We start from the raw sequence: 23899 nt of genomic DNA, 5'->3' as shown, positions 1-23899 counted from the left end.
GGCCGCGGCCACGACGAAGAGGACCACGTGCTCAGCATCACCAGTCAGTACCTGGCCCGTTACCGGCGTCTCGCCGGTGACCGGTCCGACACCCTCCTCCCGGTCACCGGGGCGCAGCGCCGCTTCGTGCTGGTGCGTGCGCTGGACCCGACGGGACGCCCCGACCTGGTGCCGATGTTCTTCGCCTTCCCCTCCGGAACCGTCGACCCCGAACGCCTGGGGGCCGCCGCCCGCAGGCTCGCCGCCCGGCACACCGCCCTGCGCTCCCGGCCCACCGTCGTCCGCGGCACTCCCGTCCTGAGCGTCGCCACCGATCCGGACGTCACCGTGACCCGGCCGGTGGACGCCGCACCGGGGGAGTCGCCCGCCGACGCACTCCGTCGCGCGCTGGCCGCCTGGGACGCGCAGGGACCCGCCCTGCGCCTCTTCCTCGTGCACGACGAGGAGCGTGCGCAGGACGTCCTCGCCGTCGTCCTGGACCACGCCGTCTGCGACGGCCGCTCGCTGGCGCGCATCGTCGACGAACTCGGCGCCGCCTACGCCGAGGAGGGCGCCGGAGCGCTCCCCGCACCGGGGGAGACGGAAGCCGAACTCGCCGCCTACCGGGACGCGGTCCTCGGCCAGCTCGCCGCGGAGGAGAAGGCGGAGACGCCCGAAGCGGCCGCCTACTGGGCGGACCGGCTGAACGCGCTGCGGACCCACGCCCCGCCGCCCCGTCCGGCACGCGTACCCGAGGGCGCGAAGCCCAGCGGTGCCGCACAGGCCCGGCTGCCCGCGCACGACGGCGGCGTGTCCTTCCCCGGACTGCTCGACGCCTGCCGCTCGGCCGCCCGCGAGCTGTACGGCCCCGACCGGGTGGTCCCGCTCGGCTACCCGTGGGGCGGCCGCCCCGGCGGAGCGGAGCCGGTGATCGGCTGCTTCCTCAACACCCTCGTCTTCCCGGTCGACACCGGCCACGGCGACGGCCACGGCTCCGAGGCGACGGCCGACGCCTGGTGGGACGACCTCGACCGGGCCGACGTCCCCTTCGACGCGGTCGTGGCCGCCGTACGGTCCGCCGGCTCGGGCTGGACGGGAGGCCTCGACGGCCTGCTCACCGTGGACGACGACACGCGCCGTCCGCCGCTCGTGCTGGACGGCGTCGAGGGACGGGAGGTCCACGTCGACGGCAGACCGGTCCGCGCTCCCTTCGCCGTCTCCGTCACCCAGGGGGCCGAGATCCGCCTGCGGATGGTGTGGGACCGGGCGGTGCTCGACGACGAGAGCGCCCACCGGGCGTTCGACGCGCTCACCGCGGCGCTGCGTCCCGCGGACCGCTCCGTGCGGTGACCCGGTGTTCCGGGCGGCCCACCCCGCCGCCCGGACGTCCGCCGCAGCACGACCGACCGACGACCGACGACCGAACGACGAACGACCGGCAGACGGGCGGGAACGACGCACACGCGTCCGCTCCCGCCACCGGTCCGACCGCCGCGACGCGGGCGCCGCCCGGGCACCCCCGGCGCCGCCCCGCTCCCCTCGCGGCCTCCCGTACGACCGCCGGCGCCCGCCCGCGCCGGCGCGGCCGCCCGCCGGGCCGCAGCGCCCGACCCCGGGCGCGCCCCCGCCGCCGCGCACCCCAAGCCTCCCCCCACGGCAATCCCCCCACGCAGAAAACGGCATCGCGCGACCCGCGAAGCCGCCCGCACCACCGCCGGACACGACCGTGACCGGTACCGGAGACCGACCCACAACCTCAGGGATCGCCCATGCTTCCCCTCTCCTCCTCGCAGGAGATCGTCTGGCTGCACGAGCAGATGCAGCCCGGCAGTCGCGCCTACAACTTCACCGCATCACTCGACCTGTGGGGCACGCTCGACCCCGAGGCGCTGCACAAGGGGCTCGCCGCCACCCTGGCGCGCCACCCCGGCCTGCGCCTCGAACTCGTCGCCTCCACCGGCTCCGTACCCGCGCAGCGGGTCGCACCGCAGTGCGCGCCGCGGCTGCACACGACCGACCTCAGCACGGAGGAGGACCCCGAGGCGGCCTTCGCCCGGCTCCTGCGCACCGAGGCCGAGACACCGCTCGACACCTTCGAGGCCCCGCTGATCCGCTGGACCCTCGTACGGCTGGCCGAGCGCCACCACCGGCTGGTCCACGTCGAGCACCACCTGATCCACGACGGGCACTCCTTCGCGATCCTGCTCGACGACGTCTTCCGCGTGTACCGCGCCCACGTCCTCGGCGAGAGCCTGGAGCTCCCGCCCGCCTCCTCGTACGCCGACCACGTCCGCGACCGCGCCGAGGCCGGCCACGCCCCCGAATCGCTCGACTTCTGGCGGGCCGAACTCCTCGACCAGCAGCACGACATGCCCCTGCCTGGCCTGACCCGCCCCGGTGCCCGCCGGCGCCACCACGGCGGCCAGCTGCGCCAGACGATCGGCGCCGACCTCGCCGAACGCCTGCGCGGGCACGCCCGGTCCCGCGGCCTCACCCCCTTCGCCACGCTCCTCGGGCTCTTCGCCGAACTCCTGCGCCGGCACAGCGGCCGCTCCCGGATGGTCATCGGCACCGCCGTCGGCAACCGCCCCCTCGGCTACGAGGACGCCGTCGGCATGTTCGTCAACACCATCCCGCTGGCCCTCTCCCTGGACGGCGCCGTCCCCGCCCAGGACACCATGGACGAGGTCACCGACACCCTCATCCGGGCCCTGCCGCACCAGGACGTGCCCGTCCAGGAGCTCACCCGCGCGCTCGGCATGCACACCTCCGGCGCCGACAACCCGCTGTTCTCCGTCATGTTCAGCGCCCACGACGCACCGCTGCCCGAGATCGACGTACCCGGCCTCGACATCACCCTCTTCGAGGGCTTCAACACCGGCACCACCCGCTTCGACCTCGACGTGGTCCTGCTCCCCGACGACCGGCGCGGTGTCACCACCCGCCACGGCGCGCCCGGCATGACGTTGGTGTGGGACTACGACATGGACCTCTTCGGAGAGGACGTCGCCCGCCTCGTCTCCGGCCGCTTCCTGGACCTGCTGCGCGCCTACCTCGACAGCCCCGAAACGCCGCTGGCCGACCTGGACCCGACCGCCGTCGAGCCGGCCGCCGAGGCCCCGGCCGTCCCGGCCGACCGTGACCCGCTGGACCCGGTGGCCGCCCACCACCCCTCGCTGCCCGCCCTGCTGTGCGGCGCCCGCCGCCTCACCTACGGCGAGCTCGACGCACGCGTCGGCTCGCTCGCCGAGCGGCTGAAGACCGCCGGCGTGACGCCCGGCCGGCCGGTGGCCGCGGTCCTGCCCAGGGGGACCGACTCGGTCGTCGCCCTGCTCGCCTGCCTGCGGACCGGCGCCGTCTACTGCCCGCTGTCCCCGTCGGACCCGCCGGCCCGCCTCGGCCTGCTGCTGGAGCGGCTCGCCCCGGCGCTCGTCCTCACCGGCGACGCCACCCCCGACCTGCCCGAAGGACTGCCGACCGCCCGGATCGACGCCCCGGAACTGCCGGCCGCGCACGGAACCACCGAACTGCCCGGTACCGCGTACGTCATCCACACCTCCGGCTCCACCGGTACGCCCAAGCCGGTCGCCGTCGGCCACGCCGCGCTGGTCCACCACATGACGGCCGCCGCCGACCGGTTCGGCCTCACCACCTCGGACCGGGTCCTGATGTTCGCCCAGCCGTCCTTCGACGTGGCCCTGGAGGAGGTGCTGCCGACCCTGCACGCCGGCGCGTGCCTGGTCCTGCCCGAGCACGAGGTGCCCACGGGCGGCGAGCTCGCCGAACTGCTCGCATCGGCCCGGGTGACCGTCGCCAACCTGCCCACCAGCTACTTCCTCGCCACCCGCGAGGACCTGCGCCCCGCGCTGCGCGACGAGAGCTGGGCGCCCAGGCTCCTGGTCCTCGGCGGCGAACGCATTCCCGCGGACGCGCTGCGCGGCGTCCTCGCCGACACCGACGCCGCCGTCCTCAACGTGTACGGGGTCACGGAGGCGGCCATCAGCTCGACCGTCCACGAGATCTCCCGCGACGCCCTCGTCGAAGGCGCCGAGATCCCCCTGGGCACCGAGCTCCCCGGCGAGCGGGTCCACGTTCTGGACGCCCACCACCGACCGCTGCCGTCCGGTGCGGTCGGCGAACTCGCCGTCGCCGGGCCCGGTCTCGCCGAGGGCTACGCGGGTAACGCCGACGCGACGGCCGCCCGGTTCGTGACCGTCGACGCGCTCGACGGACAGCGCGTCTACCTCACCGGCGACCTCGGCTACCGGGGCCTGGACGGACTGCTGTACTTCCTCGGGCGGCGCGACAACCAGATCAAGCTGCGCGGCCACCGCATCGAGCTGGAGGAGATCGAGGCCGCCGCCTCGGCGGTGCTGGGCGGACGCTCCTGCGCCGTCGTCCTGGACCGGGAGGGCGCCGGCGGGCCCCGTCTCGTCGGCTTCATCGAGAACGGGGCCGGCGCGGCCGACGGCTCCGACTTCGACGAGAAGGCGCTGCACACCGAGCTGAGCGGCCGCCTGCCCGGCCCCCTCGTGCCGGCCCGGTGGGCACGGCTCGACAGCATGCCGACCCTCGCCGGCGGCAAGCCCGACCGTACGGCCCTGTCCCGCCGCGCGGCGGCGCTCGACCCCGACGACACCGTCACGCCCGGAACCGCGACCACCGCCGAACCCGAGCACACGGCCGCCGCCACGGCCGCCGCCACCCCCGCCTCCGACGACCCCATGACGGCGCTGCTCACCGAAGGCTGGACCAAGGTCCTCGGCCACGGCCGCTTCGACGCCCGCTCCCACTTCTTCCACAGCGGGGGCCACTCCCTGCTGGCCGCCGAGCTGGCCGCCTGGCTGGAGCCCCGGCTTGGCACGCGCCCGCCGCTGAAGGTGCTCTTCCGCAACCCCGTGCTCGCCGACCAGGCCGCCGCCCTCGCCACCAACGCCCTTTCCACGGAGTCGTGATGATCCAGTCCCCGACCGCAGTCGCCCTTCCCGCCACGCCCCACGGCGCCGGCCCCGACGCCGCGCCGAGCATCGCCCACGGCCCCGCCGCCGAACCGGGCGGCGTGCTCGCCCGCTTCGAGGAATGGGCCCGCCGCGCCCCGCAGGCCCCGGCCGTGATCGACTCCACCCGCACCTGGACGTACCAGGACCTCGACACGGCCGCCTCGCAGGTCGCGGACGCCCTGGGCGACCGCGTCCGGCCCGGTGACCTCGTCGGCGTGTGCCTCGACCGCTCCGCCGCCCTCGTGGTGGCCGCCGTGGCCCTCGCCCGGATCGGCGCCGTCTACCTGCCGCTCGGTCCCCGCCCCGGCGAACGCCGCACCCAGGCCGTCACCGAGGACCTCGACGTCGCCTGCCTCATCGGCGACCCCGGCGTGCTCCCCGCGGACCACCGCGGCGGGCAGCACACCCCGCTGCCGCTGCCCACCGAAGGCGTCAACGCCCCCGCCACCGCCGTGGCCGCTTTCGCCGACACCGCCCGCGGCACCCGGCGCGCACCCGAAGGCGCCCTGTACGCCGTCCTCACCTCCGGTTCCACCGGCCGCCCCAAGGCGGTGGCCGTGGCCGAGGCCTCGCTCTCCGTCGCCCTGGACTGGTACCGGGCCGAGACCGGCATCGCACCGGGCGACCGCCAGTCCCTGCTGATCGGCGTCGCGTTCGACCCGCACCTGCTGGAACTGTGGGCCGCCCTGACCTCGGGAGCCGCCCTCGTCCCGGCGCCGGACGACACCCGCTGGGACAGCCGCGTCCTCACCGACTGGTGGCGTGACAGCGCCCTCACCCACGCCGTGGCGGCCACCCCCACCGTCGAACCCCTCCTGGACCGGCCCTGGCCGCAGGGCCTGGAGCTGCGCCACCTCGTCGTCGGCGGCGACCGCATGCGCCGCCGCCCCGGCGCCGACGTCACCACCACCGTCCACAACGCCTACGGCCCCGCGGAAGCCACCGTCCTCGCGACCGTCCACACCATGCGCGCCACCGACCCGGAGGCCGGCGACCCGACCCCGCCGCCCATCGGCACCGCCCTGCCCGGCGTCACCCTCGTCGTCACGGACGACGAAGGCAACCCCGTCGCCCGCGGGCAGGAGGGCGAACTGCGCCTCGGCGGCCACTGCCTGGCGCTCGGCTACCTCGACCCCGACCTCACCGCCCGCCGGTTCACCCCGCCGCCGAGCAGGCCGGCACTGGCCGCCACCGACCGCCTCTACCGCACCGGCGACCGGGTCCGCATGAACGCCGACGGCGGCCTGGACTTCCTCGGCCGCCTCGACGACCAGGTGAAGATCAGCGGAGTGCGGATCGAACCGGTCGAGGTGGAGGCCGCCTTCGAGCAGGACGCCCGCGTGCGCACCGCCGTCGTCAGCGTGCTGCGCGACGGCTCCGGCCACGGCCGCCTCGTCGCCCACGTACGGCTCGCCGACGGCGCCGAACCGGCGCCCGCGGAGCTCCTCGACGCGGTCCGGCCCTGGCTCCCCGAGCAGGCCGTCCCCGCCGCGGTCCGGATCGTCGACGGCTTCCCGCTCGACGCCAACGGCAAGGTGGACCGCCCCGCCCTGGCGGCCGAGGCCGCCGCCGCGCAGACGCCCGGGACCGACACCGCAGGAGCCCCGGCCGACGCCGACGCCGCCGGGGCCACCGCCACCGAGCTGCTGGTACTGACGACCGCGCGCGACCTCCTCGGCCGGCCCGGCACCGGCCTCGGCGACAACTTCACCGACGCCGGCGGCACCTCCATCATCGCCGCCCGGCTGCTCGCCGCCCTCGAACGCGAGACCGGCGTGCGCCTGCGCGCCCCCGAACTGCTGCGCAGCACCGACCTGCGCGCCTTCGCCGCCCTCATCGACCACCGCCGGACCCCGCGCCCGGAAGGAGCCTGACATGACGAAGACCGACGTGATCCCGGCGACCCCGCATCCGGACACCCCGCGTCCGGCGACCACCCTGCCGGCGCTCGTCGCGCGGCACGCCGAGCTCACCCCCGACGCCCTCGCCGTCGTGGACGGCGACACCACCCTCACCTACGGCCGCCTCCTCGGGGCCGGCCACGCCCTCGCCGCACGCCTGCGCGAACACGGAGTGGCCAGCGGCGACCGGGTGGCGCTGCTGACGGCGCGTTCCCACCGCACGGTCGTGGCGCAGCTCGGACTATGGCTCGCCGGAGCCGTCTGCGTCCCCCTCGACCCGGCCCAGCCCCGGCCGCGCACGGAGGCGATGATCGCCGACGCCGAGGTGACGCTCACCGTCGGCGACGCCAAGCTGCTGGACGCGGCCGCCTTCCCCGGCCCCGTCCTGACCCTGCCCGAGGAGCCGCTCACGAGCGGCCGCCCCGTCGACGGGTCCGACCCGGACAGCCCGGCGTTCATCATGTTCACCTCCGGTTCGACCGGCCGCCCCAAGGGCGTCCTCGTCCCGCACCGGGCCGTCGCCGAGCTGGTCACCGCGCCCGACTACGTCACGCTCACCGGCCGCGACCGCGTCCTGTTCCACTCCCCGATGACCTTCGACGCCTCGACGTTCGAGGTCTGGGTCGCGCTCGCGGGCGGCGCCGCGGTCGTCGTCTGCACCGAGCAGCGGCCGTCCCTGGAGGACCTCGCCCGGCACGTCGAACGGCACGGCGTGACGGTGGCCTTCTTCACCACGGCCCTCTTCCACCAGCTCGCCGCGCGCCGCTCCCGCGTCTTCGACCAGCTCCGCTCGGTCGTCGTGGGCGGCGAGGCCATGGCCGCGGCACAGGCCCGCGAGGTCCTCACCGCCTTCCCCTGGCTGGAACTCGTCAACGGCTACGGGCCGACGGAGACCACCACCTTCGCGACCGCCCACCGGGTCACCGCGCAGGACTGCGAGGGCCCGATACCGATCGGCAGGCCCATCTGCGGGGCCACGGCCCACGTCTTGGACGCCGCGGGCCACCCGGTGGCCGAAGGCGAACGCGGCGAACTGTGGATCGGCGGCAGCAGGCTCGCCCACGGCTACACGGGCCTGCCCGAACTCACCGCCGAACGGTTCGTCGAGCACCCCGCCGCCGACGGCGGGCGGCTCTACCGCACGGGCGACATCGCCTCCCTCCGCCCCGACGGCGTCCTGCAGTTCCACGGCCGCAACGACGACCAGGTGAAGGTCCGCGGCTTCCGTATCGAGCCCGCCGAGGTCGAACACGCCCTCCGCGAGCAGCCGGACGTGGACGACGCCGCCGTCACCGTCGACGGCGCCGGCACGCCCGAGGCGCGCCTCGTCGCGTTCGTCGTCGCCGCGCCCGGCCCCGTGCCCGCGGGGGCGGCGCTGCGCGAGCGGCTCACCGCCCACCTGCCCGCCCACCTGGTCCCCGACGCCGTCACCGTGCTGGAGCGGCTGCCGCTCACCCCGGCCGGCAAGGTCGACCGGCGCGCCCTCACCGCTCGCGCGCACACCGGCGACAGCGGGCACGCCGACGAGCCGGCGGCGCCGATGACACCGCTGGAGCAGGCCGTGGCCGAGGTGTGGGGCCAGGCCCTGGGCATCGAGGTCACCAGCGCCGACGCCGAGTTCCTCCTCCTCGGCGGCCACTCCCTCCTCGCCCTCGTCGTCACCGAGGACCTGCGCGAGGAACTCGGCGTGGAGATCCCCCTCGCCGACTTCTTCGCCGCCCCGACCGTCGCCGAGCAGGCCGCGCTGGTCGAACGCGCCCTCCTGGCCGCCCACCGAGACCTCCACCCCGAGACCCCGGAGCACAGCGATGCCCACTGACGCCGACCCCGAGGCCCGCGACCGGCAGCAACTCCAGCGGGAACTGCTGCGCCGGGCCCGCGCCGGAACGGCCCGGCGCACGGCGGGCGAATCCGCCGGCACCGCCCCCGCCGACACCGACACGGCCGTCGGCGCCACGGGCGCGGGCACGGGCCCGGACGCCCGGGCCCCGCAGACGGGCCGCGTCCCCCTCTCCCGCGCCCAGCACCGCATGTGGCTGATGGAGCGGCTCGGCGGCGCCGGCGACTCGTACCACGTACCGTTCGCCACCCGAGTGCGCGGACCGTTCGACGTGGCCGCCTTCGCCACCGCCCTGACCTCCCTGGTGGCCCGGCACTCCATCCTGCGCACCCGCTACGCGGAGCACGGGGGCGAGCCCCACCAGGAGGTTCTCCCGACGCCGCACACGGTTCCCGTCCACGTCGTCGACACCGACGCGGCGCAGACCGCGGAGCTGCTGCGGCGCGAGACGGCCCGGCCGTTCGACCTCGCCGCGGGCGACGCCGTACGGGCGCTGGTCCTGCGCCACGGCCCGCAGGACCACACCCTGCTCCTGACGTTCCACCACATCGCCATGGACGGAGCCTCACTGGAGACCGTCGCCACCGAACTCGCGGCCTTCTACGCGGCGGTCACCGACGGAAAGGTCCCGCACACGCTCGCACCGGCCCCGCAGTACGCCGACCACGCGCGCCGCGAGCACGACGCCCTGCCCGGCCTGGAGACGGAGCTGAAGCACTGGGGCGACCTGCTGGCCGACGCCGCCCCGCCGCGCCTTCCCCGCCCCGCGCAGGCGCAGCCGCACACGGCCGCGCGCCTCGCGGCAGCGCGCAGCGTGCCCCTGGCGCCCGCCGTGCCCGAGGCCCTGCGGGCGCTGGGCGCACAGCGGCAGGCCACGCTCTTCGCGGTGTCCCTCACCGCGGCCTTCGCCGCACTGCACCGCCTCACCGGCGACGACGACCTCGTCATCGGCGTGGCCGGCACCCACCGCAGCGGAACCGCCATGCGCGGTCTCGTCGGCCTGTGCGTCAACACCCTGCCCGTACGGGTGGACGCCTCCGGCGCCCCGTCCTTCGCCGAACTGCTGCGACGCGTCAACGACGCCCTCCTCGAAGCGCAGTGCCACCGGCACATCCCCTTCGACATGGTCCTCGAACGACTCGGCGCCGGGGCACGGGGCGCCGACGGCACCGCGCTGGTCCGCGTCACCTCCGACGTCCTCGGCGAGCCGACGGTCCTCCGGCTGCCCGGCACCTCGGCCGAGTACGTCGACGTACCCTCCGACGGAGCGAAGTTCAGCCTCTCCTACGGGCTGGACCTGGGCGACGCCGACCGGCCCGAGGCCCTCGTCCAGTACGACGCGAACACCCTGGACGACACCGTGGCGGAGGCGGCCGTACGGGACTTCGCGGCCCTCCTCCACGCGGTGGCGGCCGACCCGGAACTCGCCCTGGGCGGGCTTCCCCTGCCCGACCCGCAAGGCGACACCGCCACCCCGGACGGCGATCCGGCACGCGGCGCCGGGGACGGCTCCGCCCCGGAGGGCGACCCTCACCCCGCCGCTCAGGCCCTGCTCGCCCACCCGAAGGTCGCCGACGCCGTCGTGGTCCGGCCCGCGCAGGGGCCGCCCGTGGCCTACGCCGTCCTCCGCGACAGCACCGGCCCGTCCGGCCACGAACTGCTGGGCCTGCTGCGCCGGTCGCTCGCCCCCGAGGACCTGCCCGCGGCGGTCACGCTGCTCGACGCGCTGCCCCGCACGGCTGCCGGGCCGCTCGACCCCGCAGGGCTGCCCGGGCCGTCCGCGCCGAGCGCCCCGGCCGGCCCCCGGGCCGAGGCGGTCACGGATACCTTCACCGCCGTGCTCGGGGTCCGGCCGTCGCCGGACGACGACTTCTTCGCCCTCGGCGGCCACTCCCTCAAGGCCGTCCAGCTCGCCGAACGCCTGCGCACGGACCTCGGGCTGCCGCTCACGGGCCTCGACGTGCTCCAGGCCCGCACCCCCCGGGCGCTCACCGTCCTCCTCGACGAACGGGCGGAGCGGCAGAGCGCCGCGAAGGCCGCGAGCAGGCCGGCCCCCCGCTCCCGGGACGTCCGTCCGGGCACGGTGCTCGTCACCGGTGCCACGGGCGGCGTGGGCGCGTACGTCGTCCGCGAACTCGCCGCCCAGGGACGCCCCGTGCTGGCCCTGGCCCGGCCCGAGTCCGCCCATCTGATCGCCACCGAGGGCGTCGACGTCATCGAGGGCGACCTCACCGACCTCGCCGGACTGCGGGACGCCGTCTCCCAGGCGGACGCGGTCGTCCACGCCGCCTGCACCTTCACCCGGCACGACGTGGACCTCGCGGCGATGGAGGCGATGGTCGACGCCTGGCGGCGCGGACCGTTCGTCTTCGTCAGCAGCGTCGACGCCTACGGGCACCCCGCAACGGACCGGGTCGCCGAGGAGGCGCCGCCCCACGAGCCGGTCAGCCCGTACGGGAAGGCCAAGCTCGACTGCGAGGCCATGGTGCTGCGTGCCGCGGGGACCGAGGGCCGCGGGGGTGCGAGCGCCGTGCGGTCACCGATCGTCTGGGGCGCGCACGACCGGCTGCGCGAGCAGCTGCGCTGGGGCGCCATCGGCACCCTGTACCAGTCCGCCCGCCAGGGCCTGCCGATCGAACTGCCGCGTCCCGGTACCGGCGGACACGACTGGTACGGGGCCGCCTGGGTGCACGCGGCCGCCCTGGCACGGACGGTGACCGAATGCCTGGACCGGCCCGTCCACGGAGTCGCCAACGCGGTGAGCGGCCACGTCTCGTGGCGTGACCTCGCCCAGGACCTCTCGGAACTGCTCGGCACCCGCCCGGACTTCCGCGAGAGCGCGACCGTGCCCCGCGACCTGGACCACCGCTGGCACTACGACGGCGCCCGCCTGGCCCGCCCGCTCCGCCCCCGGCCCGGCGAGGACCGCCGGACGGTACTGGCGGAGATGATCGCCCCCATGGCCGCCGGCGACGCCTGACGCACCCGCCGCGCCCGGAGCCCCGTACGGGGCTCCGGACGCGGTCGCGGGGCCGGCGCGGTCAGGACAGGATCTCGACGTACCCGTCGGTGCCGTGCACCCGGATCCGCTGCCCGTCCCGGATTGTCCGGGTGGCGCCCTCCACGCCCACGACGGCCGGCAGGCCGTACTCACGGGCGATCACCGCACCATGGGTCATCAGGCCGCCCACCTCCGTCACCAGACCCGCGGCGCCGACGAACAGCGGGGACCAGCTGGGGTCCGTGAAGGCCGTCACCAGGATGTCCCCCGCCTCGAGGTCGGCCTCCGACAGGTCCAGGACGACACGGGCCCTGCCCTCGACGGTCCCGGCGGAGACCGGTACGCCGACCAGGGCGCCGGCCGGCACGTCCTCGCGCCGGTACGAGCCCGTCAGGGCCTCGCCGTCCGAGGTGAGCACCCGGGGCGGCGTGAGCGCGTGGTGCGCCGCGAACGCCTCCTTCCGCCGCCGGATCAGCTCCGGGTCCGCCGGCCGCCCGGTGCGCACGAGGTCGTGGAGCTCCTGGAAGGTGAGGTGGAAGACGTCCTCCGCCTCGGGCACCGCACCCGCCCGCACGAGGCGCCCGGCCTCCTCCAGCAAGGCCCGCTTGTAGACGAAGTAGCGGCTGACGATGTCGTACTTCGGATACTCCCGGTAGCCGATGAAGGTCCGGACCCGGTCGATCATCCGCTTGGTCTCGTCGGCCTTGCGGTCCCCGTCCGGGAGGTCCCGCAAGCGCGACAGCACGTCCCGCTCCTTCTGCCGCGCCTTCTGCAGGCCCTCCTCGAACCGCCGCCGGGCGGCGCCCGGTTCGAAGTTGCGCACGTTGTCGAGGAGTACGGGCACCAGCGTGGCGGGGCGCTCGCGCCAGCGCGGCCTGGTGATGTCGATCTCGCCGACGCAGCGCATGCCGTAACGGTCGAGGTAGGCCTCGACGGCGTCGCGGGCCTCGGCCCCGCCGGCCACCTTCGCCAGTCCGTCCAGGAAGTCGTCGTCCCCGACCCCGACGGCCTGCAGGAACGCCACCACCTCCGCGTGGGGGCGGATCACGTCCGCGACGTCGAGCAGCGCCAGGCCCATCTCCGAGGTGATGTTGTCGGGGGCGGACAGCGTGAGCGCGTCGGCGGCGTTCTTCTCGCCGAGCCACTCCTCCAGCCGGTCGTTGAGCCACCACGTGGCGTCCATCCCCGCCATGACCGCCTGCATGTTCAGCCGGTCCCCGAGGACCCGCTTGTGCTCCTCGAAGGCCTCCAGCAGGAAGTCGAAGAGCGCCGGTCCGCTCTTCGCGCGGATGCCGCGCTCCAGCGCGGCGATCGACTCCCGGCTGCGTTCGATCAGTTCGCCGACGATGCCCGGGTCGGTCTCGATCGGGGCGGGCGCCGGGGCGGGTGCGGCAGCGGCGCCGGCCGGTGGCGCGACGGGACCGGGGTCCGGGAGCGGGGCGACGAAGCCGTCGCGGCCGAGGACCGTCTCGAGAGCGTCCCGCACCAGCGGATCGCCCTTCCCCAGGGCCTCCAGGAGACCGTCGCGGGTCGCGGGCGAGGCCAGGCGCGGAGTGACGTCGACGAACAGCCTCCCGCCGGCCTCCCGCATCGGCACCATGGCGGTCAGCTGCCACATCGAGAAGCCCAGCGGCTTCATGGGGTCGGTCATCATCTGCCCGTGGCCGACGGAGACGTAGACGCGGTTGTCCCCGTCGCCGGTCTCGGGAACTGGAACGGGGAACAGCGTCGTGATCGGCCTGCTCTGGACGATCCGGAAGCCGTCGTCGGCCAGGCACCACTCGATGTCCTGCGGCCGGCCGAAGTGCGCTTCGATGCGCCGCCCGAGCCGTACCAGCCCCACGGCCTGCTCATCGGTCAGCGCGGGCTGCTCCTGTTGCCCCGCCTCGACCGGCACCTCCTGCGTCCCGCCGTCCGGCAGGGCCCGCAGGGCGGTCCTCTTGGCGGCGACGGCCCGGTCCACGACCTCCCCGTTCCGCACCGTGAAGACGTCCGGGTTCACCAGCCCGGAGACCAGGGCCTCACCGAGGCCGAAGCCGGCGTCCACGGTGGCGGTCCTGCGGTCGCCCGTGACCGGGTGGGCGGTGAACAGGATCCCGGACGCGTGCGGGGAGACCATCCGCTGCACGACCACGGCCATGTGGACCGTGCGGTGGTCGATCCCGTTCCGCCCCCGGTAGGTCACGGCCCGTTCCGTGAACAGCGAGGCCCAGCACCGGCTCACGTGGCGCAGGACCGCCACGGGGCCCACGACGTTCAGGTAGGTGTCCTGCTGGCCGGCGAAGGAGGCCGTCGGCAGGTCCTCCGCCGTCGCGCTGGAGCGGACGGCGTAGGCCGCCTGCCCGCCGTGCCGGGCGAGCGCGCCGGTGATCGCCGCCGCGAGATCGTCCGGGACGGCGAGCGCCTCGATGGTCCGGCGGACCTCCTCGCTGAGGGTGCGCACCGCCTCCCGGTCGTCCGGGTCCACCCGTGACAGCCGGTCGAGCAGGGCGTCCAGCGGCGGAGCCCCCGCCACCACCCGGCGGAAGGCCTCCGTGGTCACGCAGAAGCCGGGCGGCACCCGGACGCCCTCGATCCGTGACAGCGCGCCCAGGTGCGCCCCCTTGCCCCCGACGACCGAGACCTGCGTCTCGTCGACCTCCTGGAGGTCCAACACGTACGCCCCGTGCACCGCGGCCCCTTCGATGCGCCCGTACTCATCCCGCTCATCCCGCACGTGCAGTCCCCGTTTCCGCAGGTTGTGGCTTCGAGCGGTGATTCTGCGGCATACCCGGGGCCTTGCGGCAAGCCCCCCGGCGCGCTATAAGTTGAGAGTGGCAAGGAGAGTCTTCTCCTTGCCTTTGTCGTTTCCGGGGACGGATGCGCCCGCCGGGAGAGCGGCCGATCGCCCCATTCCTCCCGCAGCACCGCCCGCGCTCCGGCGCGCGACCGCCCGGCCCGGTAGCCGGTCGGGCGGTGGGACCTTGCGGATGGCTTGCAGGCCGCGGGCGACGGTGCGGTGGGTTCCCCAAGTCAACGCCAAGAGGGGAGCGGCAGGTTGGTGGACGTCATCCGACCCGCATGCGATCCATGGAGCGAGAGAGCGTGTTCCCCAGCACCATTCCCGAGCGACCCCACACAGAGACGATCCGGCCGCTGCCGCGCGAGCACGCCGCGGACGCGGAACCGTGGAAGGCGGTCGGACGCCGACGGTACGCCGCGTCCTGCCCGGCCCTGAGGGGTCGGCGCTCCGAGCCCGAAGGCGGTGCCGGACGATGACGCTGCTCGACTCCGCCCCCGAGGCCCTGGACGCCTACCGGACCTGCGAGTTCGTCACTCTCGGCCGGAGCGGTACCCCGCTGGCCTGGCCCACGGCCGTGGCGCGGCGCGAGGACGGGACCCTGCTGCTGACGACCTCGCTGGCCTTCGCGCAGAAGGCGCTGAACGTGCGCCGTGACGGGCGGGTGTCGCTGCTGTTCTCGGATCCGACGGGCAGCGGCCTCGATCACGCCCCGCAGATCTTCGTGGGAGGCCGGGCCCGGTGCCCGGAGGAGATCATGGCGGGCCCGCAGGGGGCGGAAGAGTACTGGCGGATGCTGTTCGAGCGTCAGCCGCACAGTCGCGCGTACCTCTCGCCGCTCATGCGGCCGCTGATGCAGTGGTACTACCTCCGGCTGCTCATCACCGTCGAGCCCGAGAGCGTGGTCGTACGGGCGCCCCTGGCCGAGCTGTCGGCACCGGGCTCCCCGGGAACACCGGGAACACCGGGAACACCGGGAGCTCCCGGGGCACCGGCGGCCGTGACCGGGACCGAGCGGCTGCCCGGAGCCGCGCAGCTCAGCCGGTTCCCCACGGCGGTACTGGCGGCCCGGGACGCCTCCGGGGCCCCGCTGCTCGCCCGGACCCGGCCGCGGCCCACCCCGGCCGGCTACCTGGTCGACGTACCGTCCGACTGCGCCGTCGAACGGGGGCCGGCCACGCTGCTGGTGCACCGGCACGACGCGCTGCTGAACCACATGTACAACGCGTCCGTCCGCGGGGACCTGCGGCGGACCGACGCCGGCTGGCTGCTCGTCCCGTCGGCCGTGGTCGAGCCCATGGGATCGGGACGACCGGTCGACGCGTTCCGCGTCCTGCGCCGCACCAGGCGCTCCACCGACCGGTATCTGGAACGCCGGGGCCTGCAACGGCCGAAGGTGCAGTGGGACCGCTTCCGCGCCCTGGCCGCGGCCGCCGCGCACGGGGAGCAGACCTCGTGACCCTTCGGCCGTCCCGTCGCGTCGGTGTGCTCGTCGCCGTGCTCGCGGCCGTCCGGAAGCGTGCGGCGCGCGGCCGCCGCCCGCGGCCGCCGGCGGGGGACGACCCACTGCGACGGGTGATGCGGTCGCCGCACCACTGAACCGCGTCCGCGCTCCGTCGTTCGCGCCCAGAACTGACTCTCGTACCATCACCCTCCAGGGCGAACCCGGAGGACTATTCGCGCGGCATACGTGGAGGGGCGGGTTTCGGCCGAGTTCAACCGGATCGAATCTGCCGTGAATGAACGGGAATGCAAGACTCCTGCTATTGAATGATCAGATCTCGGGTGCGTTCAGCCCCGTACGTCCCACGGGTTCGCCGGACCGCCTCCCGTCGCACGGCCGAAGAGAGTCCACGAGGAGCAAAAGTAGGCGGCATTGTTTCCCTACGCCTGCCTGCCGGATATTTCCATCCTTTTTTCTGCCATTTCTGCAAGATCTCTCTCTAGCCTCGTGATTGCGCCGGAGTAGTGGCTTCCGGCGAAACCTATCTCCTCGGAGGAAAAGATGAAGGGATCCCTGCGCGCCCGCATCGCGAGCGTGGCCGTCGGCGCTCTGGCCCTCGGTGGCTTCGCCGTCGTCTCGGCCCCGGCCGCCCAGGCCGCGCCGAGCGACTGCACCACGTACCTCGCCGCCTTCGGCTTCTCCAGCACCGACATCAACCTCGCCTGCACGATCGGCGGTTCCGGCCTGCCGGCCGACTCGGCGCTCTGTCGGCTGCTCCTGACGAGCGTCTCGGCGGTCCCGCCGGCGCTGGCCCAGACGGCGTGCTCGCTCGCCAAGGTGTGACCCGCGGCTGACCCGAGTCGGTCAGTCGCAACCCCGGCGCTCCGGGAAGACGCCCGAAACGTCTTCCCGGAGCGTCTTTTGATGCTCCCTCTCCGGGGTCCACTGTGCAACCTTCCTGCGGCCGCGACCCCCATTGCACTAAGGTTCTCCGTCCTGCCTTGATCCGAGGGCCCGGGGCCGGGTCCGGATGGGCGGCGGTGGGGCCGGCCGGCGGTGTCGCATCCGTGTCCGGGGGATACGCGGAACACAGTGGAGGAGCGGCGCGCGCCGCACCGACATGTGAGAGAGGTGTTCGAATGTCCTCAGCCCTGGACGCGACGGACGTGCTGGTCGTCGGGGCCGGAGTCGCCGGGCTGGCGTGCGCCCGTGATCTGCGGGCGGCCGGCGTGGGCGTACGGGTCGTGGAGGCGGGCGACGCGGTCGGCGGGCGGATGCGCTCGGACCGCATCGGGGGCTTCGTCGTGGACCGGGGGTTCCAGGTGTTCAACACCGCCTACCCCCAGGTCCGGCGCAGGTTCGAGCTGAAGGCACTGCGCCTGCGGCCCTTCACGCCGGGTTTCCTCGTCCACACCCCGACGGGCAGGCTCAACTTCAGCGATCCCACCCGCCGGCCGCGCACGGTTCCCGAACTGCTCTCGGGCCGCCTCGCCGGCCCGCGCGATCTGGCCGCCCTCGGTCTGCTGTCCGCCCGGGACATGCTGCTGCCGCCCGGCCGGATCAAACGGCGGCCGGACACCACCGCCCGCACCGCGTTCGCAGACGCGGGGATCTCCGAGGCGTTCGTCGAGAGGTTCTTCCGCCCCTTCGTGTCCGGGGTCTTCCTGGAGGACGAACTGGAGACGTCCGCCCGCGTGTTCCACCTGGTGTGGCGGAGCATGCTGCGCGGAACGATCTGCCTGCCGACCGAGGGGATCGGGGCGGTTCCGCGGGCGCTCGCGGCCGGGCTGCCCGAGGGCACCGTACGGCTGGAGACCCCGGCGGCCGCGCTCACGGACGACGGCGTGCTCACCGCCGACGGACAGGAGATCCCCGCGCGCGCCGTCGTGGTCGCCACCGGTCCGGGGGCGGTTCCGGCGCTGCTGCCCGAGGTGGCCCTGCCCGACTACCGGATCGTGACCACGTACTACCACGTCGCTCCGCGGTCCCCCCTCGGAGAGCCGACGCTGCTCACGGACACCCGCCGCCGCTTCCTCAACACCTGCGTCCTCAGCGACGTCGTCCCCTCCTACGCCCCGCCCGGCCACGCCCTCGTCGCCACATCGGTCCTCGGCCGGGACGGGCAGGGCCGGGAACGCGAGCTGCGGGCCGCGCTCGACGAGGCGTACGGAACCGGCACGGACGGCTGGGACCTGCTGACCGTCCGCACCATCGAGGACGCACTGCCCGCGATGCCCCCGCCGCAGCCGCTGACCCGCACCACGCGGGTGGCGGCGGGCCGGTACGTGTGCGGGGACCACCGCGCCACCGCCTCCGTGCAGGGCGCGCTGGCCTCCGGCGCCCGGGCCGCCCGTGAAGTGCTCCGCGACCTGCGCCCCTGAGCGGAGGGGCGGGGCCGTGCGGGGCGCGGGCGGGTCACGGGGTCAGCCGGTGCAGGTGATGGAGAAGGGGACCGGATTGGAGAGGGTGCGGGTGGGGCTCTGGAGTTCCACGGCCATCCCCGTGGTCAGCGTGCCCGTCTTCGCGTAGGTCGCCAGGCGTATGGTGTCGCGTCCGGTCGGGTCCCCCTTGTCACCGATCGACAGGGTGCGCCACTGGGGATCCACCACCGAGCCGTCGCCGGAGACCCATCGGTAGGAGATCAGCGTCGGCTCGGGCGCGGTGAACGTCGCGGTGAACGCCGGTGCCCGGCCCTCGGGGGTCGGGCAGCTGCCGCTGTAGGTCGTGTTCGTGCCCGTCACCGACACGCGCACGCCCGAACCGGCCGCGGCATCACCGCCGTTGCCGTTGCCGTCGCCGTCGCCGCTGAGCGCGTAGGCGAGTCCGCCGGCGACCAGCAGGCAGGCGGCCGCGCCGGCCGCCACGAGCGCCGCCTTCCGGCGTCCGCGCGGGGCCCCGGAAGCCGCTGCCTGGGGCTCGGCGGGCGGCTCGGGCGGGGACTGCGTCGCCGCGGTGGCGGTGCTCCCGTCGGGCACGGGGGCCACGGCCGTGGCGGTCCCCGTCGGGGTCTCGGCGGTCGTCCCGGTGATCGTCTCGGTGCTCGTCGCGGCGTCCGTCGCCGTGCTCGTCGCCGTGCTTGTTCCGGTGCTCGTCCGCCCGGTCGTCGCCGTGTCCGGCCGCGCGGGGGCGGGGAAGACGCGGGAGGTGGCGGTGGTGGTGGCGGTGGTGGCGTCCGGCCCGTGCGCGATCTCGCGCAGGGTCGCGGCGACTTCGGCGGCGGGCGTCCGCTCCGCCGGCTCCTTGCGGAGCAGTCCGGCGATCACCGGCGCCAGCGGGCCGGCCCGGGTCGGCGCCGGCGGTTCCTCGTCCACCACGGCCCGAAGGGTGCTCAGCGCGGTGTCCTGCCGGAACGGCGAGATCCCCTCCACGGCCGCGTACAGCATCACGCCGAGGGACCACAGGTCGGATTCGGGGCCCGAGGGGCGGCCCAGCGCCCGCTCCGGCGGCAGGTACTCGGGGGAGCCGACCACCTCTCCGGTCATGGTCAGGGCGGTGCTGCCCTCGACCACCGCGATGCCGAAGTCGCTGAGCACCACGCGTCCGTCCTCGGCGAGCATCACGTTGGCGGGCTTCACGTCCCGGTGCTCGACCCCGACGGCGTGCGCGGCGCGCAGCGCGCTCAGCACCTCCGCGCCGATGTGCGCGGCGTGCCGCGGGGTGAGCGGTCCCTCGGCCCGCAGCAGATCGGCCAGCGACTGACCGCGGATCAGTTCCATCACGATCCAGGGCCGTTCGTCCTCCATGACCACGTCGTGAACGGTGACCACGTTGCGGTCGGGTATGCGGGCCGCCGCCCACGCCTCCCGCTCCAGCCGGCTGTACATCCGCGCGATGTCACCGGTCCGCAGACCGGCCGGGGCCCGTACCTCCTTGACGGCGACCTCGCGGTGCAGGGTCTCGTCGAGGGCCCGCCACACGGTGCCCATGCCGCCTTCGCCGAGCCGGGACAGCAGCCGGTAGCGGTTCGCGATCAGCGCGTCCCCAGCGTCCCCAGCGGCCTCCGTGGCCTCCGCGGCCCCAGTGGTCACGGCGGTGGTGGCAGTGGTACCGGTGCTGGTCACCGCCGTGGTGGCCGCGAGCGCGGTCTCCGTCAGGGTCTCGGATTCTTCGTTGTGCATGGGGGCGGTTCTCCCTCGTATCGCCGGCCGACGCGAACATCACGTACGGTTCCGGCTGCTGGTTCAGCGGTACTCAAAAGATTCTCGAAATTGGTTGAACCGAACACCTTCTCGGGGGCGTGTTGTCGGCGTACGAGGAATCAGCGGCATCGTCTTCAAGGGGTGTGGAGTGGCATCGGTCATCGTTGGGCGCACGGGTCCGTTCACCGGGCAGAGCGTGGTCCTGGGCGGCGAGCCCCTCAGCTTCGGGCGCAAGAGCGACAACAGCGTGGTGATCGTCAGCCCGAGCGCCTCCCGGCTGCACGCCGAGATCCTCACGGAGGACGCCGGGTTCGTGCTCTACGACCGGGAGAGCCGAAACGGCACGTTCGTCAACGACCAGCGCGTCACCCGGCACGTACTGCGTCCGAACGACTGCATACGGATCGGTGACGAAACGTTCCTCTATGAGGCGCAGGACTCCATGGAGACGGTGATGGACCTCTCCCTCATGGACGTCCCCCGAGCGGCCGCGGCCGACCCCGGGACCCTGCGCGTCACCATCACCGGCGGCGGCCCGGTGGGCCTCGCCTTCGCCCTGGCGCTCGACGAGATGCTGCCCGGCCGGACTGCCGTCACCGTCTACGACGGGCGCTGGACCCGGAAGGGTTCCACCGTCGTCTGGAAGGACGAGACCCAGGGCAACTTCCGCCGCCAGCAGGTCGTCACCGTCCAGAGCCGGCAGTACCTCGCCCTCTCCGAGGAGGTCCGCGGCGCGCTGTTCGACGACACCGGGGCCTACAGCGAGATGTGGCCGGTCGGACCGGACTCGGTCGACGGCCACCCGCCCCGCAACATCAGGATCGCCCACATCGAGGACCGGCTCCTGGAGCTGGCGAACCGCAGGCCGGCGATCCGGCTCGTCGCCAAGCGTTTCGACGTGACGGAGCAGCAGAACAGGATCACCCAGGACCACGTCCTGGTCGTCGCCGAAGGCGGCCGCTCCCGCACCCGCGAGCACTACGCCGACCGCTTCGGCGCCGCCGACGCCTCCATCTACTCCCTCGACGGAGAGCACCTTCAGGACATCGTGCTGGGGCTGCGCGTCAAGTCGAAGCTGCCGGACCCGATGAGCGTGCTGCTCACGGTGTCGCAGAACCGCTTCCTGCTCAACTCGCTGCGCGGCGAGGGCTTCCTGAACATGCGGCTCACCCGGGAGGAGGCCAAGAACGTCATCGGCATCGACCCGGTCCGCCACGTCTTCGAGGAGTGCATCGCCTCCCGCCCCTGCCTGATGAGCCGCCAGGAGGAGGACAACGAATTCCGCTGCCCCACCCACGGCACGCTCTTCCTGCCCGCCCTGCTGCGCGGTTCGCCGCTCTGGAAGGAGATCCGGCAGGGCCTCGAACTGTTCGGCGTGGCCGAGGAGGACCTGTCGGCGATCACCTCGTTCCGGCTCGACATGGTGCAGCGCCCGCGGTTCACCGCGCAGCTGCACCGCCCCACCGCGACCACTCCGGGTACGTACGGCTTCCTGCTCGGGGACGCGGCCAACGCCATCCACTTCTGGCCGGGCCGCGGCCTCAACAGCGGTCTCGCGTCGGCCACTTCGCTGGCACGGTCGCTCAGCCGGGCCTGGCAGGGCAGACCGCTCCGGGACGCCGACTTCATCCGGCACGAGGCCGCCATGTCCATGCTCCAGTACCGGCACAAGAGCCGGGCCTGGAACGCCATGGTCACCACCGACGAGCAGGGCATCACCCGCGCCATCAAGGACATCATCGCGCGCAGCGCGGAAGCCGTTGGTGCCGGTGCTGGTGCCGGTCCTGGCGCCGGTCCTGGCGCAGGCCTTGGTTCCGACGCCGCTGGCGGGAGCGACCTGGACGTGCTGCTGGGCCGGATGGCCGAGATCCGCGACCGGCTGGCATCCCGGCTCCCCGGGCTGCCCACGGACGGGGAACTCCGCGCCCATCTCGCGCCGATCGCCCCCGTCACCCTCCGCACCCTGCGGGAGAGCGGCGCCTGGGACACCCTGATCGTCGGGGGAGAGGAGGCCGACATCGACCTCTTCTACCAGTCGGACTCCCCGGTCTACGTACCCCGCCCGGCCGACCCCCGCAGCCTCCTGCAGCCGCAGGCCTAGGGGACGTTCGCCGATCCTCCGCCGGACCGGGTCGCCCCGGTCCCGGTGGAGGCGTCGGCCCGGGGAGCACCGCCCCTGGCCGTACGCCGAACGGCCGGGCCCGCGCAGGGGCGTGCGGATGAGTGCGCGTGCTCCCGTACGCCCGGCGCGCACTACCGGAGGACCGAGGAACCGGCCCCCGCGTCCCGGTGTCACCGGGCAGGAACCGCCATGCCGATTGTCACTCTATTCCCGCCTTCGGATGGCTTGGGTAGGTCCGGCGATCTTCGCGTGCTTATGCTTCACCCGCTATGACGGAAAGTCACGACTCTCACACGTTATGTGAATCGGCCGACGTGGTCGTCCTCGGAGCAGGTCCCGCCGGGCTGGTCCTCGGACTCCTGTTGCAGGCCGCCGGACTCGACTGCGTCATCCTGGAACGCGCCTCCCGAGCCCATGTGCAGACCCGCGCCCGTGCCGGGTTCCTCGCCCCGAACACCGTGCGGATCCTGGACCGCCACGGCCTCGCAGACGGCCTCCACCGAGGCGGCCACCGCCACGGCACGTGCGAATTCCGCACGGAGGACGGCCGGTTCCGCCTCGACTACGGAAGCCTCGGCCAGGGCGGGCAGCACCACGTCTACCCGCAGCAGAACCTGGTCACGGACCTCCTCACCCGCTACCTCGACACCGGCGGACGCATCCGCTTCCACACCGAGGCGCTCGCCGTGCACGACGCCGACAGCGCCCGGCCGTCCGTCACCACCCGCGAGCCCGACGGCCGCCCCGCCCGGTGGACCGCCCGGTACGTGGCCGGCTGCGACGGCCGGCACGGAGCGGCCCGCCGCTCCCTGCCTCCGGGCAGCGTCCGCCACCACCATCACGACCACGGCGTGACCTGGCTCGGCCTGCTGGCCGAGACCCCGCCGAGCCTCGACGCCGTCGGGTACGCCGTCCACGGCCGGGGCTTCGCCGGACACATGGCCCGCACCGCGGACGTCACCCGCTACTACCTGCAGTGGCAGCGGGGCGCCCACGCCGACGCCTGGTCCGAGGAACGCGTCTGGGACGAACTCGACGTCCGCATGCGCGCGGCCGACCACGGACCGCTGCAACGGGGCCGACTCCTGGAACGCGCCGTGTTCGACCTGACCTGCGACGTCGTCGAACCCCTGCGCCACGGCTCGCTCTTCCTGGCGGGCGACGCGGCGAGCCTGCTCGCCCCGGCCGCCGCGAAGGGCGCCAACCTCGCCGTCCTGGAGGCCGAGATCCTGGCGGAGGCCCTCGCCGACGCCCTCGCCCGGGGGGACACCACAGGACTCGACGCGTACTCGGACCGGTGCCTGGCCCACATCTGGCGGGCTCAGGAGTTCACCGGGTGGATGACCCGCCTCCTGCACGCCGTACCCGAACAGGGCCGCGGTGGCGGTGGCGTCGCCGGTGCCGGATCGTTCTTCCACGCCGCCCTGCAGCGCTCACGGCTCAACTCGCTGCGCACCTCGCGCATCCACCAGGACTGGTTCGCCGAGAACTACGTCGGCGTGTGACGCACCGCGGCGAACCGGCCGCACCGGCGAACCGGGCGCACCGCAGCGTTCCGCCCCCGCGTACCGCCCGCCGTTCCCCTTCCACCGGCTCCACTCCACTCCACTCCGCCCTGCCCCGCCCTGCCCTGTTCCGCCCGCCCCGCCCTGCCCAGCCCTGTTCCGCCCGCCCCGCCCTGCCCAGCCCCGTAC

12 protein-coding genes are annotated in these 23899 nt (G+C 74.4%); 10 read left to right on the top strand and 2 right to left on the bottom strand.

Annotation, left to right across the window (positions count from 1 at the left end; translation table 11 throughout):
• Positions 1 to 27: 27 nt before the first annotated feature.
• The 5 genes from AB0O53_RS33210 to AB0O53_RS33190 all read left to right on the top strand — a co-directional run bounded on the left by AB0O53_RS33210 (position 28) and on the right by AB0O53_RS33190 (position 11700).
• Positions 28 to 1329, top strand: coding sequence for a condensation domain-containing protein (locus tag AB0O53_RS33210; RefSeq protein WP_365200626.1), 1302 nt, complete (start codon positions 28 to 30; stop codon positions 1327 to 1329).
• 419 nt (positions 1330 to 1748) lie between these two features.
• Positions 1749 to 4934, top strand: a complete 3186-nt coding sequence (locus AB0O53_RS33205; protein WP_365200623.1) for a non-ribosomal peptide synthetase — start codon at positions 1749 to 1751, stop codon at positions 4932 to 4934.
• Positions 4934 to 6853, top strand: coding sequence for a non-ribosomal peptide synthetase (locus tag AB0O53_RS33200; protein WP_350993277.1), 1920 nt, complete (start codon positions 4934 to 4936; stop codon positions 6851 to 6853). The genes AB0O53_RS33205 and AB0O53_RS33200 overlap by 1 nt, the downstream gene beginning before the upstream one ends.
• 1 nt (position 6854) lies before the next feature.
• Positions 6855 to 8699, top strand: coding sequence for an amino acid adenylation domain-containing protein (locus tag AB0O53_RS33195; protein ID WP_365200621.1), 1845 nt, complete (start codon positions 6855 to 6857; stop codon positions 8697 to 8699).
• Positions 8689 to 11700 (top strand): condensation domain-containing protein, encoded by a 3012-nt coding sequence (locus tag AB0O53_RS33190; protein WP_350993275.1) that lies wholly within the window; start codon positions 8689 to 8691, stop codon positions 11698 to 11700. Before AB0O53_RS33195 ends, AB0O53_RS33190 begins: the two co-directional genes overlap by 11 nt.
• Positions 11701 to 11761: 61 nt before the next feature.
• Here AB0O53_RS33190 and rph read toward each other — a convergent pair whose 3' ends face one another.
• Positions 11762 to 14392, bottom strand: coding sequence for a rifamycin-inactivating phosphotransferase (gene rph / locus AB0O53_RS33185; RefSeq protein ID WP_365200708.1), 2631 nt, complete (start codon positions 14390 to 14392; stop codon positions 11762 to 11764).
• A gap of 583 nt (positions 14393 to 14975) precedes the next feature.
• Between rph and AB0O53_RS33180 the strand changes: the two genes are divergently transcribed.
• The 3 genes from AB0O53_RS33180 (at position 14976) to AB0O53_RS33170 (ending at position 18325) form a co-directional block, all read left to right on the top strand.
• Entirely contained in the window at positions 14976 to 15959 is a 984-nt protein-coding gene (locus AB0O53_RS33180) for a pyridoxamine 5'-phosphate oxidase family protein (RefSeq protein WP_350993273.1), read from the top strand.
• Positions 15960 to 16505: 546 nt separating this feature from the next.
• Positions 16506 to 16787 (top strand): hypothetical protein, encoded by a 282-nt coding sequence (locus tag AB0O53_RS33175; protein ID WP_031157631.1) that lies wholly within the window; start codon positions 16506 to 16508, stop codon positions 16785 to 16787.
• A gap of 296 nt (positions 16788 to 17083) precedes the next feature.
• Positions 17084 to 18325, top strand: a complete 1242-nt coding sequence (locus tag AB0O53_RS33170) for an NAD(P)/FAD-dependent oxidoreductase (RefSeq protein ID WP_350993271.1) — start codon at positions 17084 to 17086, stop codon at positions 18323 to 18325.
• Between the two features lie 42 nt (positions 18326 to 18367).
• On the opposite strand, the gene AB0O53_RS33165 is transcribed toward AB0O53_RS33170, so the two are convergent.
• Positions 18368 to 20062, bottom strand: a complete 1695-nt coding sequence (locus AB0O53_RS33165; RefSeq protein ID WP_365200616.1) for a serine/threonine-protein kinase — start codon at positions 20060 to 20062, stop codon at positions 18368 to 18370.
• Between the two features lie 169 nt (positions 20063 to 20231).
• Here AB0O53_RS33165 and AB0O53_RS33160 point away from each other — a divergent pair, with 169 nt between their 5' ends.
• Together AB0O53_RS33160 and AB0O53_RS33155 are read left to right on the top strand one after the other, a co-directional pair.
• Positions 20232 to 22184, top strand: a complete 1953-nt coding sequence (locus AB0O53_RS33160) for an FHA domain-containing protein (RefSeq protein ID WP_365200613.1) — start codon at positions 20232 to 20234, stop codon at positions 22182 to 22184.
• A 335-nt stretch (positions 22185 to 22519) separates the two neighbouring features.
• The gene (locus tag AB0O53_RS33155) at positions 22520 to 23710 is read left to right on the top strand and encodes a 4-hydroxybenzoate 3-monooxygenase (RefSeq protein WP_350993265.1); all 1191 of its coding nucleotides are present in this window, start codon (positions 22520 to 22522) and stop codon (positions 23708 to 23710) included.
• Positions 23711 to 23899: the final 189 nt, after the last annotated feature.

The organism is Streptomyces erythrochromogenes (genome assembly GCF_040684695.1).
GTDB classification, from domain to species: domain Bacteria; phylum Actinomycetota; class Actinomycetes; order Streptomycetales; family Streptomycetaceae; genus Streptomyces; species Streptomyces erythrochromogenes_C.
Note: the sequence above shows the minus strand (reverse complement) of the source record. Positions and strands in the feature narration are given on the sequence as shown.

Coding starts and splice junctions, on each gene's coding strand:
- AB0O53_RS33205 (WP_365200623.1), top strand. CDS start 1,749: ATGCTTCCCCTCTCCTCCTCGCAGGAGATCGTCTGGCTGCACGAGCAG.
- AB0O53_RS33200 (WP_350993277.1), top strand. CDS start 4,934: ATGATCCAGTCCCCGACCGCAGTCGCCCTTCCCGCCACGCCCCACGGC.
- AB0O53_RS33195 (WP_365200621.1), top strand. CDS start 6,855: ATGACGAAGACCGACGTGATCCCGGCGACCCCGCATCCGGACACCCCG.
- AB0O53_RS33190 (WP_350993275.1), top strand. CDS start 8,689: ATGCCCACTGACGCCGACCCCGAGGCCCGCGACCGGCAGCAACTCCAG.
- AB0O53_RS33180 (WP_350993273.1), top strand. CDS start 14,976: ATGACGCTGCTCGACTCCGCCCCCGAGGCCCTGGACGCCTACCGGACC.
- AB0O53_RS33175 (WP_031157631.1), top strand. CDS start 16,506: ATGAAGGGATCCCTGCGCGCCCGCATCGCGAGCGTGGCCGTCGGCGCT.
- AB0O53_RS33170 (WP_350993271.1), top strand. CDS start 17,084: ATGTCCTCAGCCCTGGACGCGACGGACGTGCTGGTCGTCGGGGCCGGA.
- AB0O53_RS33165 (WP_365200616.1), bottom strand. CDS start 20,062: ATGCACAACGAAGAATCCGAGACCCTGACGGAGACCGCGCTCGCGGCC.